The sequence below is a fragment of the Pseudomonas sp. 1152_12 genome (assembly GCF_052850675.1).
Map to the genome: position 1 here is coordinate 176,845 of NZ_VXCW01000011.1, position 23,443 is coordinate 200,287.

17 protein-coding genes are annotated in these 23,443 nt (G+C 61.7%); 11 read left to right on the forward strand and 6 right to left on the reverse strand.

Annotated elements, in window-relative coordinates; genetic code table 11:
- Positions 1-950: 950 nt before the first annotated feature.
- The 6 genes from FW764_RS21085 to lexA all read right to left on the reverse strand — a co-directional run bounded on the left by FW764_RS21085 (position 951) and on the right by lexA (position 11,011).
- Positions 951-3,470 carry an excinuclease ABC subunit A gene (locus FW764_RS21085; protein WP_446435537.1) on the reverse strand — a complete coding sequence of 840 codons (2,520 nt, stop codon included), beginning with the start codon at positions 3,468-3,470 and terminating at the stop codon, positions 951-953.
- A gap of 8 nt (positions 3,471-3,478) precedes the next feature.
- The gene (locus tag FW764_RS21090) at positions 3,479-5,179 is read right to left on the reverse strand and encodes an ATP-binding protein (protein ID WP_446435538.1); all 1,701 of its coding nucleotides are present in this window, start codon (positions 5,177-5,179) and stop codon (positions 3,479-3,481) included.
- Positions 5,180-5,288: 109 nt separating this feature from the next.
- On the reverse strand, positions 5,289-8,381 hold the full coding sequence (locus FW764_RS21095; protein ID WP_446435539.1) for an error-prone DNA polymerase: 3,093 nt from the start codon (positions 8,379-8,381) through the stop codon (positions 5,289-5,291).
- Positions 8,357-9,772: a Y-family DNA polymerase gene (locus FW764_RS21100; protein ID WP_446435540.1), complete on the reverse strand. Its 1,416-nt coding sequence runs from the start codon at positions 9,770-9,772 to the stop codon at positions 8,357-8,359. The genes FW764_RS21095 and FW764_RS21100 overlap by 25 nt, the downstream gene beginning before the upstream one ends.
- Before the next feature lie 7 nt (positions 9,773-9,779).
- The gene (gene imuA, locus FW764_RS21105; RefSeq protein ID WP_446435541.1) at positions 9,780-10,394 is read right to left on the reverse strand and encodes a translesion DNA synthesis-associated protein ImuA; all 615 of its coding nucleotides are present in this window, start codon (positions 10,392-10,394) and stop codon (positions 9,780-9,782) included.
- Positions 10,394-11,011, reverse strand: coding sequence for a transcriptional repressor LexA (lexA, locus tag FW764_RS21110; protein ID WP_446435542.1), 618 nt, complete (start codon positions 11,009-11,011; stop codon positions 10,394-10,396). Before lexA ends, imuA begins: the two co-directional genes overlap by 1 nt.
- Positions 11,012-11,513: 502 nt before the next feature.
- Here lexA and FW764_RS21115 point away from each other — a divergent pair.
- The 11 genes from FW764_RS21115 (at position 11,514) to nuoL (ending at position 23,409) form a co-directional block, all read left to right on the forward strand.
- On the forward strand, positions 11,514-11,927 hold the full coding sequence (locus FW764_RS21115; RefSeq protein ID WP_003219575.1) for an NADH-quinone oxidoreductase subunit A: 414 nt from the start codon (positions 11,514-11,516) through the stop codon (positions 11,925-11,927).
- A gap of 10 nt (positions 11,928-11,937) precedes the next feature.
- A complete protein-coding gene (locus FW764_RS21120; protein WP_003174719.1) occupies positions 11,938-12,612 on the forward strand; it encodes a NuoB/complex I 20 kDa subunit family protein in 675 nt (224 codons plus the stop codon).
- A gap of 72 nt (positions 12,613-12,684) precedes the next feature.
- Positions 12,685-14,469 (forward strand): NADH-quinone oxidoreductase subunit C/D, encoded by a 1,785-nt coding sequence (gene nuoC, locus FW764_RS21125; RefSeq protein WP_446435543.1) that lies wholly within the window; start codon positions 12,685-12,687, stop codon positions 14,467-14,469.
- Positions 14,470-14,471: 2 nt separating this feature from the next.
- Complete coding sequence (nuoE, locus tag FW764_RS21130; RefSeq protein WP_003174721.1) at positions 14,472-14,969, forward strand: NADH-quinone oxidoreductase subunit NuoE; 498 nt, start codon at positions 14,472-14,474, stop codon at positions 14,967-14,969.
- Positions 14,966-16,321 carry an NADH-quinone oxidoreductase subunit NuoF gene (nuoF, locus tag FW764_RS21135; protein WP_446435544.1) on the forward strand — a complete coding sequence of 452 codons (1,356 nt, stop codon included), beginning with the start codon at positions 14,966-14,968 and terminating at the stop codon, positions 16,319-16,321. Before nuoE ends, nuoF begins: the two co-directional genes overlap by 4 nt.
- Before the next feature lie 135 nt (positions 16,322-16,456).
- Positions 16,457-19,171, forward strand: a complete 2,715-nt coding sequence (gene nuoG, locus FW764_RS21140) for an NADH-quinone oxidoreductase subunit NuoG (RefSeq protein ID WP_446435545.1) — start codon at positions 16,457-16,459, stop codon at positions 19,169-19,171.
- The gene (gene nuoH / locus FW764_RS21145) at positions 19,168-20,175 is read left to right on the forward strand and encodes an NADH-quinone oxidoreductase subunit NuoH (RefSeq protein ID WP_053256843.1); all 1,008 of its coding nucleotides are present in this window, start codon (positions 19,168-19,170) and stop codon (positions 20,173-20,175) included. The genes nuoG and nuoH overlap by 4 nt, the downstream gene beginning before the upstream one ends.
- A gap of 11 nt (positions 20,176-20,186) precedes the next feature.
- Entirely contained in the window at positions 20,187-20,735 is a 549-nt protein-coding gene (gene nuoI, locus FW764_RS21150; RefSeq protein WP_003174725.1) for an NADH-quinone oxidoreductase subunit NuoI, read from the forward strand.
- A gap of 9 nt (positions 20,736-20,744) precedes the next feature.
- A complete protein-coding gene (nuoJ, locus tag FW764_RS21155) occupies positions 20,745-21,248 on the forward strand; it encodes an NADH-quinone oxidoreductase subunit J (protein WP_003219561.1) in 504 nt (167 codons plus the stop codon).
- 2 nt (positions 21,249-21,250) lie between these two features.
- Positions 21,251-21,559, forward strand: a complete 309-nt coding sequence (gene nuoK, locus FW764_RS21160; RefSeq protein WP_017137520.1) for an NADH-quinone oxidoreductase subunit NuoK — start codon at positions 21,251-21,253, stop codon at positions 21,557-21,559.
- Positions 21,556-23,409 (forward strand): NADH-quinone oxidoreductase subunit L, encoded by a 1,854-nt coding sequence (gene nuoL, locus FW764_RS21165; protein WP_446435546.1) that lies wholly within the window; start codon positions 21,556-21,558, stop codon positions 23,407-23,409. The genes nuoK and nuoL overlap by 4 nt, the downstream gene beginning before the upstream one ends.
- The last annotated feature ends 34 nt before the right edge of the window (positions 23,410-23,443 follow it).

Genomic DNA, 23,443 nt, shown 5'->3' on the forward strand with positions numbered 1-23,443 from the left:
CGCTTAGGCTCGGCATGCCCTCACTCCGGCTTGAATCCGTGGGCCGCCGCAATGGGCCATCCTTGGCCCAGTGCGGCTAACCCGGCGTCCTGCCGGGTTACCCACGGATTCAAGCCTGCGTTCGGCCATCGTGGTTAATGGGGCCTGTCAGATCAAGATCAAGATCAAAAGCAAGAGCACGGCGGCCTAGTAGCCGACCTGAGTGGTTGAAGCAAAAGCAGGGCAGAAGCAGAGCGCCACCTTTATCTAGCTGATGTAATGAGATCCTAATGTGGGAGCGGGCTTGCCCGCTCCCACAATTTTGACCCAGTTCGACTGCCAGCACCGCAGTGCTCTGCTTTTCTGTGGGAGCTGGCTTGTCGGATCGCCGCACCGCTGCGATGCAGACACCTCGGTCCATCAGGTACACAGAGTTGATGCTATTGCAGGCAAGCCAGCTCCCACATTTGATTGAGTTTCAGCTTCCAGGATCAGGTCGGCTGTCAGGCCGCCTCGGCTTTGCTTTTGCTTTTGATCTAACCACTCAGGTCGGCTACTAGGCCGCCGTGCTCTGCTTTTGATCTTGATCTGAGGCGCCCCGTTAACCACGCTGGCCGAACGCAGGCTTTGGAGCGTGGGTAAACCGGCAGGACGCCGGTTTAGCCGCGATGGGCCAAGGATGGCCCATGGCGGCGGCCCACGCTCCAAAGCCGGAGTGAGGGCACACCGAGCCTAGGCGAGGTGCCGAGTGGTGGGGCAAGAGCCCTTTTGGTTACTTTTGGCTGGGCCGGCATTCCGGGCTCTTTTCCAAAAGTGACCCGCCGTAAGGGCGGAACCAATATCCGCCATCACCCAAATAACGGATATGTACCCAGCGGCCCCCCCGCGACAACCACAGAATTCAATTCGTAAAATAGATACCTATGGTCAGAGCAAACAAGCCCACTCCCACATTTCAACCTTATGACTAGTTAGACCAGCTCCCGGCCGAGGAACGGCGCAGTACGGCTAACCTTGCTTTTCGCCACCTTCTGCGGCGTGCCACTGACAACCACCTTCCCGCCCAAATCCCCGGCCCCCGGGCCGATATCAATCACCCAGTCACTCTGCGCCACCACGCGCATTTCATGCTCCACAACCACCACCGTATGCCCTGCGTCCACCAGATGATTCAGTTGGCTGAGCAAGCGGTCCACATCCCGTGGGTGCAGCCCGGTCGTCGGTTCATCCAGCACATACAAGGTGGCGCCCCGCGCGTTGCGCTGCAACTCGGTGGCCAGCTTGATGCGCTGCGCCTCACCGCCAGACAGTTCCGTCGCCGGCTGGCCCAAACGCAAATAACCCAGGCCGATATCGCGCAGCACCTGCAGCGAACGCAACACCCCCGGCTGTTCGGCAAACACCTCCACCGCCTGTTCCACCGTCAGCGCCAGCACCTGGGCGATGTTCAAGCCCTGCCATTTGATCGCCAGGGTGTCGGGGTTGTAACGCGCCCCGTGGCACGTCGGGCACGGCGCATACACGCTGGGCATAAATAGCAACTCGACGCTGACAAACCCTTCACCCTCGCAATTCGGGCAGCGGCCCTTGGCGACGCTGAAGGAGAACTGACCAGCATCGTAGTGGCGCTTCTTCGCAGCCGGTGTGGCGGCGAACAGTTTGCGCACGTTATCGAACAGCCCGGTGTAGGTTGCCAGGTTAGAGCGCGGGGTGCGGCCGATGGGTTTCTGGTCTACTTGCACGAGTCGGCGGATCTGTTCCAGCCCGGCGCTGATACGCCCACCACTGGTTTGCGGGCTGTCGTCTTCCAGGCTTGGCTCTTCGTCACTTTCCACCACGCGGCCCAGGCCCATACCTACCAGTTCCAGCAGTGCCTGGCTGACCAGGCTGGACTTGCCCGAGCCGGAAATTCCGGTCACCGCCGTGAAGCAACCCAATGGAAAATCCACGCTCAGGTCAGTGAGGTTATTGCGTGTCACACCTTCGAGTTTCAGCCACCCGCAAGGCTCACGGCGCGACTGATCCAAAGGGCGCCGTTCGGCGAACAAATATTCACGCGTCTGCGAGGCCTCAACCTGCGCCAAACCGGCAGGCGGGCCGCTGTACAGCACTTGCCCGCCATGCTCGCCGGCAGCCGGCCCCACGTCGATCAGCCAGTCGGCGCGGCGCATGGTTTCCAGGTCATGCTCCACCACGAACAACGAATTACCCGCCGCTTTCAGACGCTCAAGCGCGGTGAACAATGCTTCGCCATCTGCCGGGTGCAGACCCGCCGATGGCTCATCCAACACATAGATCACGCCGAACAACTGCGAGCCCAATTGCGTGGCCAGGCGCAGGCGCTGCAACTCCCCGGACGACAGCGTTGGCGTGCTGCGTTCCAGGGACAAATAGCCCAAGCCTAACTCGGTCAAGGTACTGACACGCTCGAGCAAATCCTGGGCAATGCGCTGGGCGGCAAGACGCTTTTGCACCGACAGCTTCATCTTGTCCTGCCCCGCCGCTACTGGGCGCAGCAGCTCGGCCAACTGCGACAGTGATAACTGCGACAACTCACCGATATCCACCCCGGCGAACTTCACCGACAGCGCCGCCTTGGTCAGCCGTTTGCCCTCGCACACCGGGCAGTTACTGCCTTGCATGAACTGCGACACGCGCTTTTTCATCAGCGCACTTTGGGTATGGGTGAAGGTGTGCAGAATGTAGCGCCGCGCGCCGCTGAAAGTGCCTTGGTAACTCGGCTCCAACTTGCGCTTGAGTGCGTCGCGGGTCTGCTCAGGGGTCAAGCCTGCGTACACCGGCACGGTGGGGGTTTCTTCGGTGAACAAGATCCAGTCACGCTGCTTTTTCGGCAGTTCGCGCCAAGGGATATCCACGTTGTAACCCAGGGTCACGAGGATGTCGCGCAGGTTTTGCCCTTGCCAGGCCAACGGCCAGGACGCCACCGCGCGCTGGCGAATGCTCAATGAAGGGTCGGGCACCATCAGCGCCTCAGTCACTTCATACACCCGGCCCAGACCATGACATTGCGGGCATGCGCCTTGGGGCAGGTTCGGCGAAAAGTCCTCGGCGTACAGCATCGCCTGCCCTGGCGGATAGCTGCCGGCGCGGGAGTACAGCATGCGGATCAAGCTCGACAAGGTGGTCACGCTGCCCACCGAAGAGCGCGCACTTGGCGTGCCGCGCTGCTGTTGCAGGGCCACAGCCGGTGGCAGGCCTTCGATGGAATCCACATCCGGCACGCCAACTTGGTCGATCAAGCGCCGCGCATAGGGCGCCACCGATTCGAAATAACGCCGCTGGGCCTCGGCATACACCGTGGAAAACGCCAAGGAGGACTTGCCGGAACCCGAGACGCCGGTGAACACCACCAGGGCATCCCGGGGGATGTCCACATCGACGTTACGCAGGTTGTGTTCGCGGGCGCCGCGCACCCGCACAAAACCTGGGCGCTGGGCAGTGATAGTGGGAATGTTGCGCTGTGAAGTCATGGAAGACCTTATCGAGCAGTGAGCACGCTGCGTACCCGTTGCGTCAGGGCTTCGGGGCTGTAGGGCTTGCTCAGCAGATGAATGTCGGGGCTCAGCAGATGGTTGCTGGAGAGGATGTCGCGGGTGTGCCCGGAGGTGAACAACACCGCCACCGGTGGTACCTGGGCACGGGCCCAGTCAGCCAGGTCGGTACTTTTGATCCGGCCGGGCATTACCACATCGGTAAAGATCAGGTCCGGCTTCACGCCGCCCAGCAACGCTTGCATCGCACGGTCGCCGTCTACGGCGGTGAGCACGGTGTAGCCCGACTGTTCGAGCAAATCCACTACCGTCACGCGTACGTCAGCATTATCCTCGACCACCAGGATCGTCTCCTGGCCACCCGTATGCGGCACGGGGTCAACCTCGGTGTCGTGGCTTTCCTCGCCGAGGCTGCGCGGGAAATACATCTGCACCACCGTGCCCTTGCCCTCCTCGCTCCACACCTCCACATGCCCGCCGCTTTGGCGCACAAAACCAAATACCATGCTCAGGCCCAGGCCAGTGCCATGGCCCTCACGTTTGGTGGTAAAAAAAGGCTCGAACACCCGCGCCAGGATCGCCGCCGACATGCCCCTGCCGATATCCGTGACGGCCAGGCGCACGTACTCGCCCGGCAGGAGGCTCTTACCTGCACAGTCGTCGGGGTTGAGGATGATGTTTTCGCCGGTAATGCGGATCACGCCCTCGCCTTGCATGGCATCGCGGGCATTGATTGCCAGGTTAAGCAACGCGTTTTCCAACTGGTTGCGGTCGACGTTGATGCACCAGGAATCCTGGGGCAGTTGCACATCGATATGGATGGTTTCGCCCAACGCACGCTGCAGCAGTTCGCCCAACCCTACGTAAATGCGCTGAGGGTTATAGACGGCCGGCGACAGCGGTTGACGCCGGGCAAAGGCCAGCAGTTGAGAGGACAGTTTGGCGCCGCGCTCCACCGCCGCAATGGCCGCTGTGACACGCCGCTGCACCTGGGCGTTTTCCGGCTCATGCCGGGCCAGCAAGTGCAGGTTGCCGGCGATCACTTGCAGCAGGTTGTTGAAGTCGTGGGCCACGCCGCCGGTCAGGCCACCAATGGCTTCGAGCTTCTGCGATTGGCGCAGTTGCGCTTCGGCAGCGGAGCGCGCCTGCACTTCGGCAGCCACGCGTTGCTCCAGGTTATGGGTCAACTCCTGGCGCAGGCGCTCGGAGTTCACGTGCGCGGTGGTCTCCACCACAATCGCCAGCACCCCGGCCGGCTGTTGGTTATCGCCGGCGATGGGGCTGTAGTAAAGGTTCATCCACACATCTTCGGGCTTGCCATTGCGCAGTAGCACCAGCTCTTTGTTGTTGAACGACAACGTGCCACCCGCCAGGCAAGTGTCCAGCACATAGCGGTTGAACTCGGCCACTTCAGGCCAGCCCTGCTCCACGGGCGTGCCGAGCAAATATGGGTGCCGCCCGCCGGCAAGCACCGAATAGCTGTCGTTGTAGATCATGTGCCCCGCCGGGCCCCAGAGCATCACCATCGGTATGGGCGAGGCCAGCATCATCTGCACGCTACAGGCCAGGCTGATGCTCCAGCTGTCGATCGGGCCCAGGTCAGTGGTCGACCAATCGAAGGCACGAATACGCTGGGCCATTTCACCGGACCAGCCTTCACAGCCGTGGGGGTTAGATAAAAATTGCATCGGTTGGCTCTGTGCAAAGAGAGGGCAGTCGCACGTTTTTGAGCGCGCCGACGGCGGATGGTTTCACTGGGTATACGTTAGGAGGTAATGCCTGCAAAAACCACTGGCCTCAGTGAAAATCCCGGCTGCGCACGTGAATGCCTTCCAACAGGGGCGTCAGGTCGCTCAAGCGCCCGGCAATCAGGTGCCGCACCTCGCCCACCGCCTCCCAGCGCCCGTCGACTTTTAATAGCCGCGAACCGACCAACGCCTGGCGCTGGCGCTCGGCCAGATCGCGCCAGACCACCACATTGAGGTTACCGAACTCATCCTCCAGGGTGACGAAGGTCACCCCACTGGCGGTGCCCGGGCGTTGTCGGCCGGTGACCAGTCCCACGACGCTGACATTGCGCCCATGCTCCACCGTCATCAGCTCAAGGGAGCTGCGGCAGCGACGCTTACGCAATTCATCACGCAGCAACGCCAGCGGATGCGGGCCTAGGGTGGTACCGACCGTGGCGTAGTCAGCGTGCAGGTCTTCGCCGACCGTGGGTGCCGGCAGTTCTACCACCGCCTCGTCAGGGCTGGGCAAGCCCGCAAACAGCCCGAGTTGTTTGTGCACGCCCGCCACCTCCCAGCGCGCGTTGTGGCGGTTGCCGGCCAGGGCGCGCAAGGCCCCCGAGTCCGCCAACAACGCCTGGGCACGAGCATCCAACCCGGCGCGTTCGTCCAGGTCGGCAATGTTGCTGAACGCACCACGCTGGCGGGCCGCTTCGATGCGCTGCGCATCCTCCTCGCGAAAACCCGAGATCATGCGCAAGCCCATGCGAATCGCCGGTTGCTGGCCGTCGATGGGTTCCAGGCTGCAATCCCAATCACTGGTCAGTACATCCACCGGACGAATCTGCAAGCGATGACGCCGCGCGTCCTGCAGGATCTGGTCTGGGCTATAGAAACCCATGGGCCAGCTGTTGATCAGCGCACAGGCGAAGGCCGCCGGCTCATGGCATTTAAGCCAGCAGCTGGCGTAGGTCAGCAAAGCAAAGCTGGCCGCGTGGGACTCGGGAAAACCATAGCTGCCAAAGCCTTTGATCTGCTCGAATATCTGCGCGGCAAATTCCTCGCTGTAACCGTTTTTGAGCATGCCGGTGCGCAAGCGCTCTTGATGCGGCTCAAGCCCGCCGTGGCGTTTCCAGGCGGCCATGGAGCGGCGCAACTGGTCGGCCTCGCCGGGGCCATAGTCGGCAGCCACCATGGCGATCTGCATGACCTGCTCCTGAAACAGCGGCACGCCCAAGGTGCGTTCCAGCACCGCCTTCAGTTGCGGTGATGGATACGTCGTCGGCTCTTCTTTATTACGCCTGCGCAGATACGGGTGCACCATGCCGCCCTGGATCGGCCCCGGTCGCACGATGGCGACCTCAATCACCAGGTCATAGAAAGTTTGCGGCTTGAGCCTGGGCAGCATCGACATCTGCGCGCGCGACTCGATCTGGAACACACCGATAGTGTCAGCCTTGCTGATCATCGCGTAGGTGGCCGCGTCTTCCTTGGGAATGGTTGCCAGGGCCAAGTCCAACTGGCGATGACGGCGCAGCAAATCGAAGCAGCGGCGGATCGCGCTGAGCATGCCAAGGGCGAGAATATCCACCTTGAGCAGACCGACGGCGTCGAGGTCGTCCTTGTCCCACTGGATGATAGTGCGTTCGGCCATGGCCGCGTTCTCCACCGGCACTAAAGTATCCAGCGGGTATTCGGAAATCACAAAGCCGCCCGGGTGCTGAGACAAGTGCCGGGGGAAGCCAATCAACTGCTGGGTGAGTGTGAGCACACGGCGCAGGATTGGGCTTTGCGGGTCAAAGCCGCCTTCGCGCAAGCGCGCAAGCGGCGGCGCATCCTCACTCCAGCGCCCGCAGCATTCGGCCAGGGCGGTGATCTGGTCCGGCGGCAAGCCGAGGGCCTTGGCCACATCGCGCACTGCGCCGGCCGCGTGATAACTGCTGACCACCGCCGTCAATGCCGCGCGGGTGCGGCCGTAGCGCTGGAACACGTACTGCAGCACTTCTTCGCGGCGCTCGTGTTCGAAGTCGACGTCGATATCCGGCGGTTCGTTGCGCTCCTTGGACAGGAAGCGCTCGAACAGCATATTCATCAGGCTGGGGTTGATCTCGGTAATGCCCAAGGCAAAACACACCGCCGAGTTGGCCGCCGAGCCACGCCCCTGGCACAGGATTGAGCGGATGCGGGCGAAGCGCACGATGTCGTGCACCGTAAGGAAATAGCTTTCATAGCCCAGCTCACTGATCAGCTCCAGTTCATGGTTGATCTGCTGCAAGGTCTTGGCGTCGACACCCTGCGGCCAGCGCTGGGCAATGCCCTCTTCAGTGAGCTGGCGCAGCCAGGATTTCGCATCCTGGCCTTCGGGTACCAGCTCGCGCGGGTAGTGGTAGCGCAGTTGGCTTAAGTCGAACGTGCAGCGCCGCGCGATGGCCAGGGTTTCGTCGAGCAAGGCTTGCGGGTACAGCGCGGCCAGGGCGTCGAGGCTGCGCAGGTGCCGCTCGCCATTGGGGTGCAGGCGCGTGCCGGCGTCGGCCACCGTGACGTGATGGCGGATCGCGGTCATGGTGTCTTGCAGGGCACGGCGGCCACGTGCATGCATATGTACATCACTGCAGGCCACCGCTGGGATATGCAGGCTGGCGGCCAGGGCCAAGCGCTGCGTCAAATGGCGCGCATCGTCCTGGCCGCAATGCAGCTGCACCGCCAACCACAGGCGTTCGGCGAAAGTGTGGCGCAGCCATTGGATCGAGGCCTGGGTGTCGCTGTCTTCGGCGACCCACAGCGCGAGCAAGCCGGGCAGTGGCTGATCGAAGTCTTCCTGCAGCAGGCGGTAGCGGCCTTTTTCGGCGCGGCGTCGGGCCAGGGTGATCAGGCGGCACAGGTGCTGGTAGCCGGCAAGGTCTTCTACCAGCAACACCAACTTGGGACCGTTCTCGATGCGCATCTCGCTGCCGATAATCAGCGGCAAATCCACCGCCTTCGCAGCCTGCCAGGCGCGAACGATACCCGACAAGGTGCATTCATCGGTGATCGCCAACGCGCTGTAGCCCTGACGCTTGGCGCGCTCGAACAACTCCAGCGCGCTCGACGCGCCGCGCTGGAAACTGAAATTGGACAGGCAATGCAGCTCGGCGTAGCTCATGCAAACCAGCCTTGCAGCCACAGTCCAGCGCTTTGCCCCACGGTGCGATAGGCCCAGCCTTGCTGACCGGCGCGGGTCTGGATCAGGTAATAGTCGCGGCGAATATCGGCGCCATCCCACCAGCCGGATTCGATACGCTCCGGGCCCATCAATATCTGCACACCCTGCTCGGCCAGCAAGGTCGGTTCGTGCAGCAGCCAACCGGGGCGTTGCACCTTGCTCAAGCTTTGGCACGCGCGATTATCGGCGGCGGCTTGCCAGGCGCATTCGGGGCGGTGGTCAGCATGAAAACGCAAGCCTTGCACCGCTTCATCGCCAAGACGTGCGCGCAGGCGTTCGCGCAGTTGCTCCCAGGGCAAGGTCTGTTGTGGGCGGTCGTCGAACAGGTCCTGGCGCTGCGGCACAAATACCGGCAAGTCCTGGGCCACCAGGCGAAAACCGCGTACCGGCGAGGTAACTTGCACCTGTTCCAGGCGGCCGCGGGCCAGTTCGAAGAGCATCGCCGGTTCACGCTCGACGCTGAGCAAGCCGACCTTGATCACGCTGTCGGGCGCCTGGGCGTGCTCCAGGTGCAGATCGAAGCGCTGCACGCCACTGTCGCGGCCACACAGGAAAGCGGATAGATCAGCGGTCAAGCGGCGTAACGGAAACAGCAGCGCCTGATGGGATTGCACGTCGAAATTCAGCTCGATGCGCACATCGAACTGGTCCGGCGGCTGATAGAACGCGAGGCCCAGCGGGCGCTGCCCGGTCAGCGCATCCAGGTGTTTGAGCAAGGTCACATCAAAGCGCCGCGCCAGGGTATGCCGGGGCAACGCCTGCACTTGGACCAGCGTGCGCAAGCCCATGCGCGCCAACGCGGTGGCGGCCTGCGGCTCAAGGCCAGCACGATCAATCGGCAGTGGCGCCAGGGCTTGGTGCAATGCGTGATCATCGGCCACGGCCAGGCCATCGTAACTATTCGCCAGCACCCGCGCCGCCGCCGGATTAGGGGCGGCGACAATACGGTGGCGAAACCCTAGCTCGGTCAGCTCTTTGCGCAGCCGCGCCTCGAACTGCGGCCATGGCCCGAACAGGCCCAGGCTCGACTCGATCTCGAAGAGCAAGGCACGCGGGTAATACACGCTGACCTGGGAGCTGAAACGGTAGGCCCAGGCCGCGAGGAACTGCTGCCAGCGCTCGATCTCTGCAGGGTCGTATTCGGCGCTGGCGAAGGTCTTGGCCAGCGCATGCGCCGCCGTCAGCGATTGGCCGGGGCGCAGACCCAGGGCGCGAGCCGCCGCATTGACGGCTTGCAGCACGCGGCGCTGCGGCGTGCCAGCCAGCAGGGCGAGGGGTTGGTCGGGCTCCGGGTGCACACGCTGCACCCCGTCCAGCGCCAATTGCGGGAACACAATACACACCCAGCGCATGGCAACCTCAGTGCCCCGCCAGCGCAATCGGCGCCGGGTGGGCCAACCCGCCGCGGCACTTGAGCACCCGCACTTGCGCAGGCTTGGCCTCAACGGCCAGGCGCAAGGCGGCGGGCGACGCATTGACCGCCTCATTTAAAGAACGCCAGGCAAACGCCAGGGTCTGCCCGGTTTCCGCAGCCACCTGCAAGCGGCGCAAGGCACGGTCATCTGCCTTGCGCGGCCAGCACAACACCGCGCCGCAGCTGCCGGAACGCAGGCATTGCTCGACCGCCCACAAGGCATCGCGTTCTTCGGCCTGGATCACCGAGAGCTGACGCAAATCCACCCCGGCGTTCTGCCAGGCGTGCGGGTACGGCGTGTAAGGCGGCGCGACCAGCACGATGCGCTCGCCTGCTGCGGACAAGCGCGCCAGGGTCGGCAACACCAATTGCAGCTCGCCGACACCTTCCTTGGCCATCAGGATTTCACTCAAGGCCGATTCCGGCCAGCCGCCACTGGGCAGCACCGCATCCAGCGCCGCAAGCCCGGTAGGGTGCACGCTGGCCGGCGACGCAACAGGCCGACCCTTCCAGACGCGGCCGCCATTGAACAGCGCGTCGAGGGCAACGACGGCGCCCATCAGCCTTGCCTCACCAGGCCGCAGAACACCCCTTCGATGGCCAGGTCCTGATCAGGCCCTACCACGATGGGTTGATACGCGGGGTTGCGCGGCAGCAGGCGCACATGCTCGCCGTGGCGCTCGAAGCGCTTGATGGTGACTTCGCCGTCCAGGCGCGCCACGACAATCTGCCCGTTGAAGGCTTCGGCACTGCGGCGTACGCCGACCAGGTCGCCGTCGAGAATGCCGTCTTCGATCATTGAATCGCCCTGGACCCGCAGCAGGTAGTCCGGGGTTTTCGCGAACGTGGCGGGGTCGAGTTGCAGGCGGTTGTGCACTTCGGCGTCAGCACCGATGGGCAAACCGGCGGCGACTCGGCCAAGGACGGGGACATCCAGCCATTCGGGGCGAGCGGGTTGGTTGAGCAGGCGGATGCCGCGAGCCTGGTTGGGATTGACCTCGATAAAGCCGGCTTCGGTAAGAGCCACCACGTGCTTGCGGGCGACACTGCGCGAGGCGAAGCCGAACGCCTCGGCGATCTCGGCGAGGCTGGGAGGCTGGCCTTGCCTCGCGATGCGGTCGCGGATAAAGGTCAGGATGGCGGTACGGCGGGGGGTCAGGGTTGTCATGGAGCACATTTGTACTCTTGCGGGAAATTTCTGACAATAGCCATCAGTCGGGGCTGGAGGGCTATTGAGCCAATGCCCCAACCTCCCCACTCGTGCATTTCGAGCAAAACATTGATCCAGAGCGGTATTTGCTTGGATCAAATCGGTTAAAAGATTCGCTCAAGCAACTCGCGACAATCTAGTAAGTAACAGCAACTTCCCCCGCGACACCACATTTACCCGCTTAACACCCACGCAAACAATATTCATTATCATTTGACGCATAAAAACTTCGTTACCAGTCAAACAAAACTTAATTGTTCAAAACCCCGCTAATGCCCACCACTCAAGGGCTGCAGCCCCAAGAAGGTGCACTATGTCCTTATTCCATCGAATAATTTCGCTCTCGGAATTTTACTTGCCCGGTGTTTAGCCATAAAATCACCGCGATTGATTGCAGTGCGACATATCGTCACTGCATCGTTACTTTTTCGAGCTCAGAGACCTTTGCTCTCTGTTAAGGATTTCCAGCATGACCGAAGCGACAGGACTCATGGCCCACAACTGGGGCTTTGCCATTTTCCTCCTCGGTGTTGTCGGCCTTTGCGCCTTCATGCTTGGTGTCTCCAGCCTCCTCGGGTCAAAAGCCTGGGGCCGCAGCAAAAATGAACCGTTCGAGTCCGGCATGCTGCCTACAGGTGGCGCCCGCTTGCGGCTCTCAGCCAAATTCTATCTGGTCGCGATGCTGTTCGTGATCTTCGATATCGAAGCCCTTTTTCTCTTTGCCTGGTCTGTGTCCGTCCGCGAAAGCGGCTGGACCGGATTCGTCGAAGCTCTCGTTTTCATAGCAATTCTGTTGGCAGGCCTTGTCTACCTATTCCGAGTGGGCGCCCTTGATTGGGCTCCGGAAGCTCGTCGTAAGCGGCAAGCGAAGCTGAAACAATGAGGCTTTGGCGATGCAATACAATCTCACCAGGATCGACCCGGATGCTCCTAACGAGCAGTACCCAATCGGCGAACGCGAAACCGTTTCCGACCCGTTAGAAGACCAAGTCCACAAAAACATCTACATGGGCAAGCTGGAAGACGTGCTGAGTGGCGCGGTCAACTGGGGACGTAAGAACTCCCTGTGGCCGTACAACTTCGGTCTGTCCTGCTGCTACGTGGAAATGACCACCGCCTTCACGGCGCCCCACGACATCGCGCGCTTTGGTGCCGAAGTGATCCGGGCATCACCGCGTCAGGCGGATTTCATGGTTATCGCCGGCACCTGCTTTATCAAAATGGCGCCGATCATTCAGCGTCTCTACGAGCAAATGCTCGAACCGAAGTGGGTTATCTCCATGGGTTCGTGCGCCAACTCCGGTGGCATGTACGACATCTACTCCGTCGTTCAAGGGGTAGACAAGTTCCTGCCCGTGGACGTCTACGTGCCTGGCTGCCCGCCCCGCCCTGAAGCTTTTCTGCAAGGCTTGATGCTGTTGCAGGAGTCGATTGGCAAGGAGCGTCGTCCGCTTTCCTGGGTGGTCGGTGATCAAGGCGTTTATCGCGCCGAGATGCCGTCACAAAAGGAACAGCGCCGCGAACAGCGAATCGCAGTCACCAACCTGCGCAGCCCCGACGAAGTCTGATCCAGCACCGCTTCTTTTATAGAACGAAAACCTGGCTTCATTCTTTACGTTGACCGAAAGCGATAAAAAACCATGACTACAGGCAGTGCTCGACGCATCCCGCCTTATAAGGCAGACGACCAGGATGTGGTCGTCGAACTCAATAACCGTTTTGGCCCTGACGCCTTCACCGCCCAGGCCACACGCACCGGTATGCCGGTGCTGTGGGTGGCGCGCGCCAAGCTCGTCGAAGTCCTGAGCTTCCTGCGCAACCTGCCCAAGCCGTACGTCATGCTCTATGACCTGCATGGCGTGGACGAGCGTCTGCGCACCAAGCGCCAAGGCCTGCCGAGCGGCGCCGATTTCACCGTGTTCTATCACCTGCTGTCGATCGAACGTAACAGCGACGTGATGATCAAGGTCGCGCTGTCCGAGAGCGACCTGAGCGTGCCGACCGTAACCGGTATCTGGCCGAACGCCAGCTGGTACGAGCGTGAAGTCTGGGACATGTTCGGTATCGACTTCCCTGGCCACCCGCACCTGACGCGCATCATGATGCCGCCAACCTGGGAAGGTCACCCGCTGCGCAAGGACTACCCTGCGCGCGCCACCGAATTCGATCCCTTCAGCCTGACCCTGGCCAAGCAACAGCTTGAAGAAGAAGCGGCACGCTTCCGCCCGGAAGACTGGGGCATGAAGCGCTCCGGCACCAATGAGGACTACATGTTCCTCAACCTGGGCCCGAACCACCCTTCGGCGCACGGTGCCTTCCGTATCATCCTGCAACTGGACGGCGAAGAAATCGTCGACTGCGTGCCGGACATCGGTTACCACCACCGTGGTGCCGAGAAGATGGCCGAGCGCCAGTCCTGGCACAGTTTCATCCCGTACACCGACCGTATCGACTACCTCGGCGGCGTGATGAACAACCTGCCGTACGTGCTCTCGGTCGAGAAGCTGGCCGGTATCAAGGTGCCAGACCGCGTCGACACCATCCGCATCATGATGGCCGAGTTCTTCCGGATCACCAGCCACCTGCTGTTCCTGGGTACTTACATCCAGGACGTCGGCGCCATGACCCCGGTGTTCTTCACCTTCACCGACCGTCAGCGCGCCTACAAAGTGATCGAAGCCATCACCGGTTTCCGCCTGCACCCGGCCTGGTACCGCATCGGCGGCGTGGCGCACGACCTGCCAAATGGCTGGGAGCGTCTGGTGAAGGAATTCATCGACTGGATGCCCAAGCGTCTGGACGAATACCAGAAAGCTGCGCTCGACAACAGCATCCTCAAGGGCCGGACCATCGGCGTCGCCGCCTACAACACCAAAGAGGCCCTGGAATGGGGCGTCACCGGTGCTGGCCTGCGTTCCACCGGTTGCGATTTCGACCTGCGTAAAGCGCGCCCATACTCCGGCTACGAGAACTTCGAATTCGAAGTGCCGTTGGCCGCGAACGGCGATGCCTACGACCGTTGCATCGTGCGCGTCGAAGAAATGCGCCAGAGCCTGAAGATCATCGAGCAGTGCATGCGCAACATGCCAGCTGGCCCGTACAAGGCGGACCACCCGCTGACCACGCCGCCGCCTAAAGAGCGCACGCTGCAGCACATCGAAACCCTGATCACGCACTTCCTGCAAGTTTCGTGGGGCCCGGTCATGCCAGCCAACGAATCCTTCCAGATGATTGAAGCGACCAAGGGTATCAACAGTTATTACCTGACGAGCGATGGCGGCACCATGAGCTACCGCACCCGGATTCGTACTCCAAGCTTCCCGCACCTGCAGCACATCCCTTCGGTGATCAAAGGTGAAATGGTCGCGGACTTGATTGCGTACCTGGGTAGTATCGATTTCGTTATGGCCGACGTGGACCGCTAAGCATGAATAGCACGCTTATCCAAACAGACCGTTTCACCTTGAGTGAAACCGAGCGCTCGGCCATCGAGCACGAGCTGCATCACTACGAAGACCCGCGCGCGGCGTCTATCGAAGCCTTGAAGATCGTTCAGAAGGAACGTGGCTGGGTGCCGGACGGCGCCCTCTACGCCATCGGCGAAATCCTCGGCATCCCTGCCAGCGACGTTGAAGGCGTGGCCACGTTCTACAGCCAGATCTTCCGTCAGCCGGTGGGCCGCCACATCATTCGCGTGTGCGACAGCATGGTCTGCTACATCGGCGGCCACGAATCGGTGGTCAGCGAGATCCAGAACAAGCTGGGCATTGGCCTCGGCCAAACCACCCCGGACGGCCGCTTCACGCTGCTGCCGGTGTGCTGCCTGGGCAACTGCGACAAGGCGCCGGCGTTGATGATCGACGACGACACATTCGGTGACGTGCAGCCTGCTGGCGTGACCCAATTGCTCGAGGGCTACCCATGACCCTGACTTCCTTTGGTCCCGCCAACCTGATCAAGCGTTCGGCCGAGACTCACCCGCTGACCTGGCGCCTGCGTGACGACGGCGAGGCGGTATGGCTTGACGAGTACCAGGCCAAGAACGGTTACGCCGCTGCGCGCAAAGCCTTCGCCGACATGGCCCAGGACGACATCGTCCAGACCGTGAAAGACGCAGGCCTTAAAGGTCGCGGTGGTGCAGGCTTCCCCACCGGCGTGAAGTGGGGCCTGATGCCCAAAGACGAATCCATCAACATCCGCTACCTGCTGTGCAACGCGGATGAAATGGAGCCGAACACCTGGAAAGACCGCATGCTGATGGAGCAACTGCCCCATCTGCTGATCGAAGGCATGCTGATCAGCGCCCGCGCGCTGAAAACCTACCGTGGCTACATCTTCCTGCGTGGCGAATACACCACCGCCGCCAAGCACCTGACCCGTGCCGTGGAAGAAGCCAAGGCAGCCGGGCTGTTGGGCAAGAACATCCTCGGTTCGGGCTTTGACTTCGAACTGTTCGTGCACACCGGCGCCGGGCGTTATATCTGCGGTGAAGAAACCGCACTGATCAACTCCCTTGAAGGCCGCCGCGCCAACCCGCGTTCCAAGCCGCCCTTCCCTGCCGCCGTGGGCGTGTGGGGCAAGCCGACGTGCGTGAACAACGTTGAAACCCTGTGCAACGTGCCGGCGATCATCGCCGACGGCGTTGACTGGTACAAATCGTTGGCCCGCGAAGGCAGCGAAGACATGGGCACCAAGCTCATGGGCTTCTCCGGCAAGGTCAAGAACCCTGGCCTGTGGGAACTGCCGTTCGGCGTAACCGCACGCGAACTGTTCGAGGACTACGCCGGCGGTATGCGCGACGGCTACACCCTCAAGGCCTGGCAACCAGGCGGCGCCGGCACCGGCTTCCTGCTGCCTGAGCACCTCGACGCACAAATGTATGCCGGCGGCATCGGCAAGGTCGGCACCCGTATGGGTACTGGCTTGGCGATGGCGGTGGACAACACCGTGAACATGGTGTCGTTGCTGCGCAACATGGAGCAGTTCTTCGCCCGCGAATCCTGCGGCTTCTGCACCCCGTGCCGTGACGGTTTGCCTTGGAGCGTGAAGCTCTTGATGGCGATCGAAAAAGGCGAAGGCCAACCAGGCGACATCGAGACCCTGCTGGGTCTGGTCGGTTTCCTCGGCCCAGGCAAGACCTTCTGTGCTCACGCACCGGGCGCCGTGGAGCCATTGGGCAGCGCAATCAAATACTTCCGTTCGGAGTTCGAAGCCGGCATCGCGCCTACCAGCGCCGCCGTCCCGCCTCTGGCAAGGCCGATCGTAGTCGGTGCGTAACGCTTAAAAAGGCGAAGGGTCCGCGCCCTTCAACTGCTCATGTGCTGACGCCTGTATGGCTGTGTTGATGCACATGAATAACAAGATTCCATTAGCCACGCCCGCTGACAACGGGCCAACGAAGAACTTTGAACCATGGCCACTATCCACGTAGACGGCAAAGCGCTCGAAGTCGATGGGGCAGACAACCTGTTACAGGCATGTCTCTCACTAGGCCTCGACATCCCTTATTTCTGCTGGCACCCAGCCCTTGGTAGCGTTGGTGCCTGTCGCCAGTGTGCGGTCAAGCAGTACACCGACGAGAACGACACCCGTGGTCGTATCGTCATGTCCTGCATGACGCCAGCCACCGACAACACCTGGATCTCCATCGAAGATGAAGAATCCAAGGCGTTCCGCGCCAGCGTTGTCGAATGGCTGATGACCAACCACCCTCACGACTGCCCGGTCTGTGAGGAAGGCGGTCACTGCCACCTGCAAGACATGACGGTGATGACCGGCCACAACGAGCGCCGTTATCGCTTCACCAAACGCACCCATCAGAACCAGGACCTCGGCCCGTTCATTTCCCACGAAATGAACCGCTGCATCGCCTGCTACCGTTGCGTGCGTTTCTATAAAGACTACGCCGGCGGCACCGACCTGGGCGTCTTCGGCGCCCACGACAACGTGTACTTCGGTCGTGTTGAAGACGGCGTGCTCGAAAGCGAGTTCTCCGGCAACCTCACCGAGGTCTGCCCGACCGGTGTGTTCACCGACAAAACTCACTCCGAGCGCTACAACCGTAAGTGGGACATGCAGTTCTCGCCGAGCATCTGCCATGGCTGCTCCAGTGGTTGCAACATCTCCCCGGGCGAGCGCTACGGCGAACTGCGTCGCATCGAAAACCGCTTCAACGGTTCGGTCAACCAGTACTTCCTGTGCGACCGTGGCCGTTTCGGCTACGGCTACGTCAACCGCGAAGACCGCCCACGCCAGCCGCTGTTGGCCGGTGGCGCCAAGCTGAGCCTGGACGACGCGCTGGATAAAGCCGCCGACCTGCTGCGCGGCCGCAACATCGTCGGTATCGGTTCGCCGCGTGCCAGCCTCGAAAGCAACTACGCGTTGCGCGAGCTGGTGGGTGCCGAGCACTTCTACTGCGGTATCGAAGCCGCTGAATTGGAGCGCATCCGCCTGGTCCTGCAAGTGCTGAACGACAGTCCGCTGCCGGTGCCGAACATGCGCGACATCGAAGATCACGACGCGATCTTCGTGCTCGGTGAAGACCTGACCCAGACCGCCGCGCGTATCGCGCTGTCGCTGCGCCAGTCGGTCAAAGGCAAGGCCGAAGACATGGCCGACGCCATGCGCGTACAGCCTTGGCTCGACGCCGCGGTGAAAAACATCGGCCAGCACGCGCTGAACCCGCTGTTTATCGCCAGTCTGGCCGAAACCAAGCTCGATGACATCGCCGAAGAATGCGTCCACGCCGCACCTGACGACCTCGCCCGCATCGGTTTCGCCGTGGCTCACGCGCTTGACGCCAGCGCGCCTGCCGTCGAAGGCCTGGACGCTGAAGCCGCTGAACTGGCGCAGCGTATCGCCGCCGCCCTGCTGGCCGCCAAGCGCCCGCTGATCATTGCCGGTACCTCGCTGGGCTCCAAAGCGCTGATCGAAGCCGCTGCCAACATCGCCAAAGCCTTGAAACTGCGCGACAAGAACGGTTCCATCAGCCTGGTCGTGCCGGAAGCCAACAGCCTTGGCCTGGCCATGCTCGGTGGCGAATCCCTGGACGCCGCTCTGCAAGCAGTGACTGACGGTAAAGCCGACGCCATCGTGGTACTGGAAAATGACCTGTACACCCGCACGGATTCGGCCAAGGTCGACGCCGCGCTGGATGCCGCCAAAGTGCTGATCGTTGCCGACCACCAGAAGACCGCCACCAGCGATCGTGCCGACCTGGTACTGCCAGCCGCCACCTTCGCCGAAGGCGACGGTACCCTGGTGAGCCAGGAAGGCCGTGCCCAACGCTTCTTCCAGGTGTTCGATCCGAAGTACATGGACGCCAGCATCCTGGTTCACGAAGGCTGGCGCTGGCTGCATGCCCTGCGCGCGACCTTGCTGAACCAGCCGATCGACTGGACCCAGCTCGACCACGTGACGGCAGCCGCCGCCGCCAGCGCGCCGCAGCTTGCGCGGATTGTCGATGCGGCACAGTCTGCCTCGTTCCGCATCAAGGGCATGAAATTGGCCCGTGAACCGCTGCGTTACTCCGGCCGTACCGCTATGCGTGCTGATATCAGCGTGCATGAACCACGTACGCCGCAAGACATCGACACCGCGTTCGCCTTCTCCATGGAAGGTTACTCGGGTTCGGTCGAGCCACGTCAGCAGGTGCCATTTGCCTGGTCGCCGGGCTGGAACTCGCCGCAGGCCTGGAACAAGTTCCAGGACGAAGTCGGTGGTCATATCCGCGCTGGCGACCCGGGCACCCGCCTGATCGAAAGCACCGGTGATTCGCTGAACTGGTTCGCCGCCGTGCCGCGTCCGTTCAACCCGGCCCAGGGTACCTGGCAGGTTGTGCCGTTCTTCCACCTGTTCGGCAGCGAAGAGACTTCTTCCAAAGCCGCGCCGGTACAAGAACGTATTCCACACGCCTACGTGTCCGTGGCCAAGTCCGAAGCCGACCGCCTGGGTGTCAACGACGGCGCCCTGCTCAGCCTGAACGTCGGTGGCAAGACCCTGCGTCTGCCGCTGCGTATCAACGACGAGTTGGGTGCAGGTCTGGTGGCACTGCCGAAAGGCCTCGCCGGTATCCCGCCTGCGATCTTTGGCCAAACCGTTGACGGTCTGCAGGAGGCAGCGCAATGACCTGGTTCACCCCTGAAGTGATCGACGTGATCATCTCGGTCGTCAAGGCCATCGTGATTCTGCTGGCCGTGGTCGTCGCGGGCGCTTTGCTCAGCTTCGTCGAACGTCGCCTGCTGGGCTGGTGGCAGGACCGTTATGGTCCTAACCGCGTCGGCCCATTTGGCATGTTCCAGATCGCTGCCGACATGCTGAAAATGTTCTTCAAGGAAGACTGGACCCCGCCGTTTGCCGACAAGGTGATCTTCACCCTGGCGCCGGTCGTGGCCATGAGCGCCTTGCTGATCGCCTTCGCCGTCATCCCGATCACCCCGACCTGGGGCGTGGCGGACCTGAACATCGGCTTGCTGTTCTTCTTCGCCATGGCCGGTCTGTCGGTCTACGCGGTGCTGTTCGCCGGTTGGTCGAGTAACAACAAGTTCGCCCTGCTCGGCAGCTTGCGGGCTTCGGCACAGACCGTGTCCTACGAAGTGTTCATGGGCCTCGCGCTGATGGGCATCGTGGTGCAGGTCGGCTCGTTCAACATGCGCGACATCGTCGAATACCAGGCGCAGAACCTGTGGTTCATCATTCCGCAGTTCTTTGGCTTCTGTACGTTCTTCATCGCTGGCGTCGCCGTGACTCACCGTCACCCGTTCGACCAGCCGGAAGCGGAACAGGAACTGGCCGACGGTTACCACATTGAATACGCCGGCATGAAATGGGGCATGTTCTTCGTCGGTGAGTACATCGGCATCATCTTGATTTCGGCACTGCTGGTCACGCTGTTCTTCGGCGGCTGGCATGGTCCGTTCAACATCCTGCCGCAACTGGCGTTCTTCTGGTTCTTCTTGAAGACGGCGTTCTTCATCATGCTGTTCATCCTGCTGCGCGCCTCTATTCCGCGCCCACGCTATGACCAGGTGATGGATTTCAGCTGGAGATTCTGCCTGCCGCTGACCCTGATCAATTTGCTGGTGACGGCTGCTGTTGTGTTGTTGAACACGCCAGCCGGCGCGGTTCAGTGAGGATTTGACCCATGTTCAAATATATTGGCGACATCGTTAAGGGTACCGGTACCCAGTTGCGAAGCCTGGTGATGGTTTTCGGCCATGGCTTCCGCAAACGCGACACCTTGCAATACCCGGAAGAAGCGGTGTACCTGCCGCCGCGCTATCGCGGCCGTATCGTGCTGACCCGCGACCCCGATGGCGAAGAGCGTTGCGTAGCTTGCAACCTGTGCGCCGTGGCGTGCCCGGTGGGTTGCATCTCCCTGCAGAAAGCTGAAACCGAAGACGGTCGCTGGTACCCGGACTTCTTCCGCATCAACTTCTCGCGCTGCATTTTCTGCGGCCTCTGCGAGGAAGCTTGCCCGACCACCGCAATCCAGCTGACACCGGATTTCGAGATGGCCGAGTTCAAACGTCAGGACCTGGTGTACGAGAAAGAAGACCTGTTGATCTCTGGTCCCGGTAAAAACCCTGATTACAACTTCTATCGTGTTGCAGGTATGGCCGTTGCCGGTAAGCCGAAAGGCGCCGCACAAAACGAAGCCGAGCCGATCAACGTGAAGAGCTTGCTGCCTTAAGGAAGAAAGATGGAATTCGCTTTCTATTTCGCGTCGGGTATTGCAGTGGTGTCCACGCTTCGCGTGATCACCAACACCAACCCCGTGCACGCCCTGCTCTACCTGATTATTTCGCTGATCGCCGTGGCCATGACCTTTTTCAGCCTCGGCGCTCCGTTCGCCGGTGTCCTGGAAGTGATCGCCTACGCCGGTGCCATCATGGTGCTGTTCGTGTTTGTGGTGATGATGCTCAACCTGGGGCCGGCTTCGGTCGCCCAGGAACGCGTCTGGCTCAAGCCCGGCATCTGGCTCGGCCCGGTCATCCTGGCAGCGCTGTTGCTGGGTGAACTGCTGTATGTGCTGTTCGCTCACCAAAGCGGCCAGGCCATCGGCCACACCACCGTAGACGCGAAGGCCGTGGGCATCAGCCTGTTCGGCCCGTACCTGCTGGTGGTCGAACTGGCTTCGATGCTGCTGCTCGCGGCAGCCATCACCGCCTTCCACTTGGGCCGCAACGAAGCCAAGGAGCAATGACGATGCCTGCTATCCCCTTGGAGCATGGTCTGGCGGTCGCCGGCATCCTGTTCTGCCTTGGCCTGGTCGGCCTGATGGTTCGCCGTAACATTCTGTTCGTGTTGATGAGCCTGGAAATCATGATGAACGCTGCAGCACTAGCGTTCGTTGTGGCAGGTAGCCGATGGGCGCAGCCGGATGGACAGGTCATGTTCATCCTGGTGATCAGCCTCGCAGCAGCCGAGGCCAGTATTGGCCTGGCGATCCTGCTGCAACTGTATCGTCGCTTCCACACGCTTGATATCGACGCTGCCAGTGAGATGCGCGGATGAACATGATCTTTCTGACTTTCGTATTTCCCCTGATCGGTTTCCTGCTGCTGTCGTTCTCCCGAGGACGCTGGTCGGAAAACGTGTCTGCCCTGATTGGTGTGGGTTCCATTGGCCTGTCGGCGATCGTCGCCGCCTATGTCATCTGGCAATTCAACGTGGCGCCGCCGGAAGGCGGCCACTACACCCTGGTGCTGTGGCAGTGGATGTCGGTGGAGGGCTTCAAACCCAACTTCGCCCTCTACATCGACGGCCTGTCGATCACCATGCTCGGCGTGGTCGTCGGTGTAGGCTTCCTGATCCACCTGTTCGCGTCCTGGTACATGCGCGGTGAAGCCGGTTACTCGCGCTTCTTCGCCTACACCAACCTGTTTATCGCCAGCATGCTGTTCCTGGTCCTCGGCGATAACCTGTTGTTCCTGTACTTCGGCTGGGAAGGCGTGGGCCTGTGCTCCTACCTGTTGATCGGTTTCTACTACAGCAACCGCAACAACGGTAACGCGGCACTCAAGGCCTTTATCGTTACCCGCATCGGCGACGTGTTCATGGCTATCGGCCTGTTCATCCTGTTCCAACAGGTGGGCACGCTGAACATCCAGGAACTGCTGGTGCTGGCACCGCAGAAGTTCCAGGTCGGTGACTTCTGGATCACCCTGGCGACCCTGATGCTCCTGGGTGGCGCCGTGGGTAAATCCGCGCAACTGCCGCTGCAAACCTGGCTGGCGGATGCGATGGCCGGTCCTACTCCCGTTTCCGCACTGATTCACGCGGCAACCATGGTCACTGCCGGTGTCTACCTGATCGCCCGTACCCACGGCCTGTTCACCCTGGCGCCGGAGATTCTGCATCTCGTCGGCCTGGTTGGCGGCGTGACCCTGGTACTGGCCGGCTTCGCCGCGCTGGTGCAGACCGACATCAAGCGTATCCTCGCCTACTCGACCATGAGCCAGATCGGCTACATGTTCCTGGCCCTGGGCGTCGGTGCCTGGGACGCGGCGATCTTCCACCTGATGACCCACGCCTTCTTCAAGGCCCTGCTGTTCCTTGCCTCCGGTGCGGTGATTGTTGCCTGCCACCACGAGCAGAACATCTTCAAGATGGGTGGCCTGTGGAAGAAACTGCCGTTGGCCTACGCCAGCTTCATCGTCGGTGGTGCCGCTCTGGCAGCCCTGCCGTTGGTGACCGCAGGTTTCTACTCCAAAGACGAAATCCTCTGGGAAGCGTTTGCCAGCGGTAACCAGAACCTGCTCTACGCAGGTCTGGTGGGTGCCTTCATGACCTCGCTGTACACCTTCCGCCTGATCTTCATCACCTTCCACGGTGAAGCCAAGACCGAAGCTCACGCAGGCCACGGCATCTCCCACTGGTTGCCACTGTCGGTGCTGATCATCCTGTCGACCTTCATCGGCGCCATGATCACCCCGCCACTGGCCGGCGTACTGCCGGAGAGCGCTGGGCATGCCGGCGGTGCTGCCAAGCACAGCCTGGAAATCGCCTCGGGCGCCATCGCCCTTGCCGGTATCCTGCTGGCGGCCCTGCTGTTCCTCGGCAAGCGTCGCTTCGTGACAGCAGTGGCCAACAGTGGCATCGGCCGCTTCCTTTCGGCCTGGTGGTTTGCCGCCTGGGGCTTCGATTGGATCTACGACAAACTGTTCGTCAAGCCTTACCTAGCCATCAGCCATGTACTGCGCAAAGACCCGCTCGACCAGACCATTGGTTTGATCCCGCGTGCCGCCAAGGCCGGTCACACCGCCCTGAGCCGCAGCGAGACTGGCCAACTGCGCTGGTATGCAGCTTCCATGGCGGCCGGTGCCGTGCTGGTGATCGGCGCCATCGTGGTGGTAGCGGTCTGACTATGACTATGTACTTTGCGAACTTGCGAAAGGA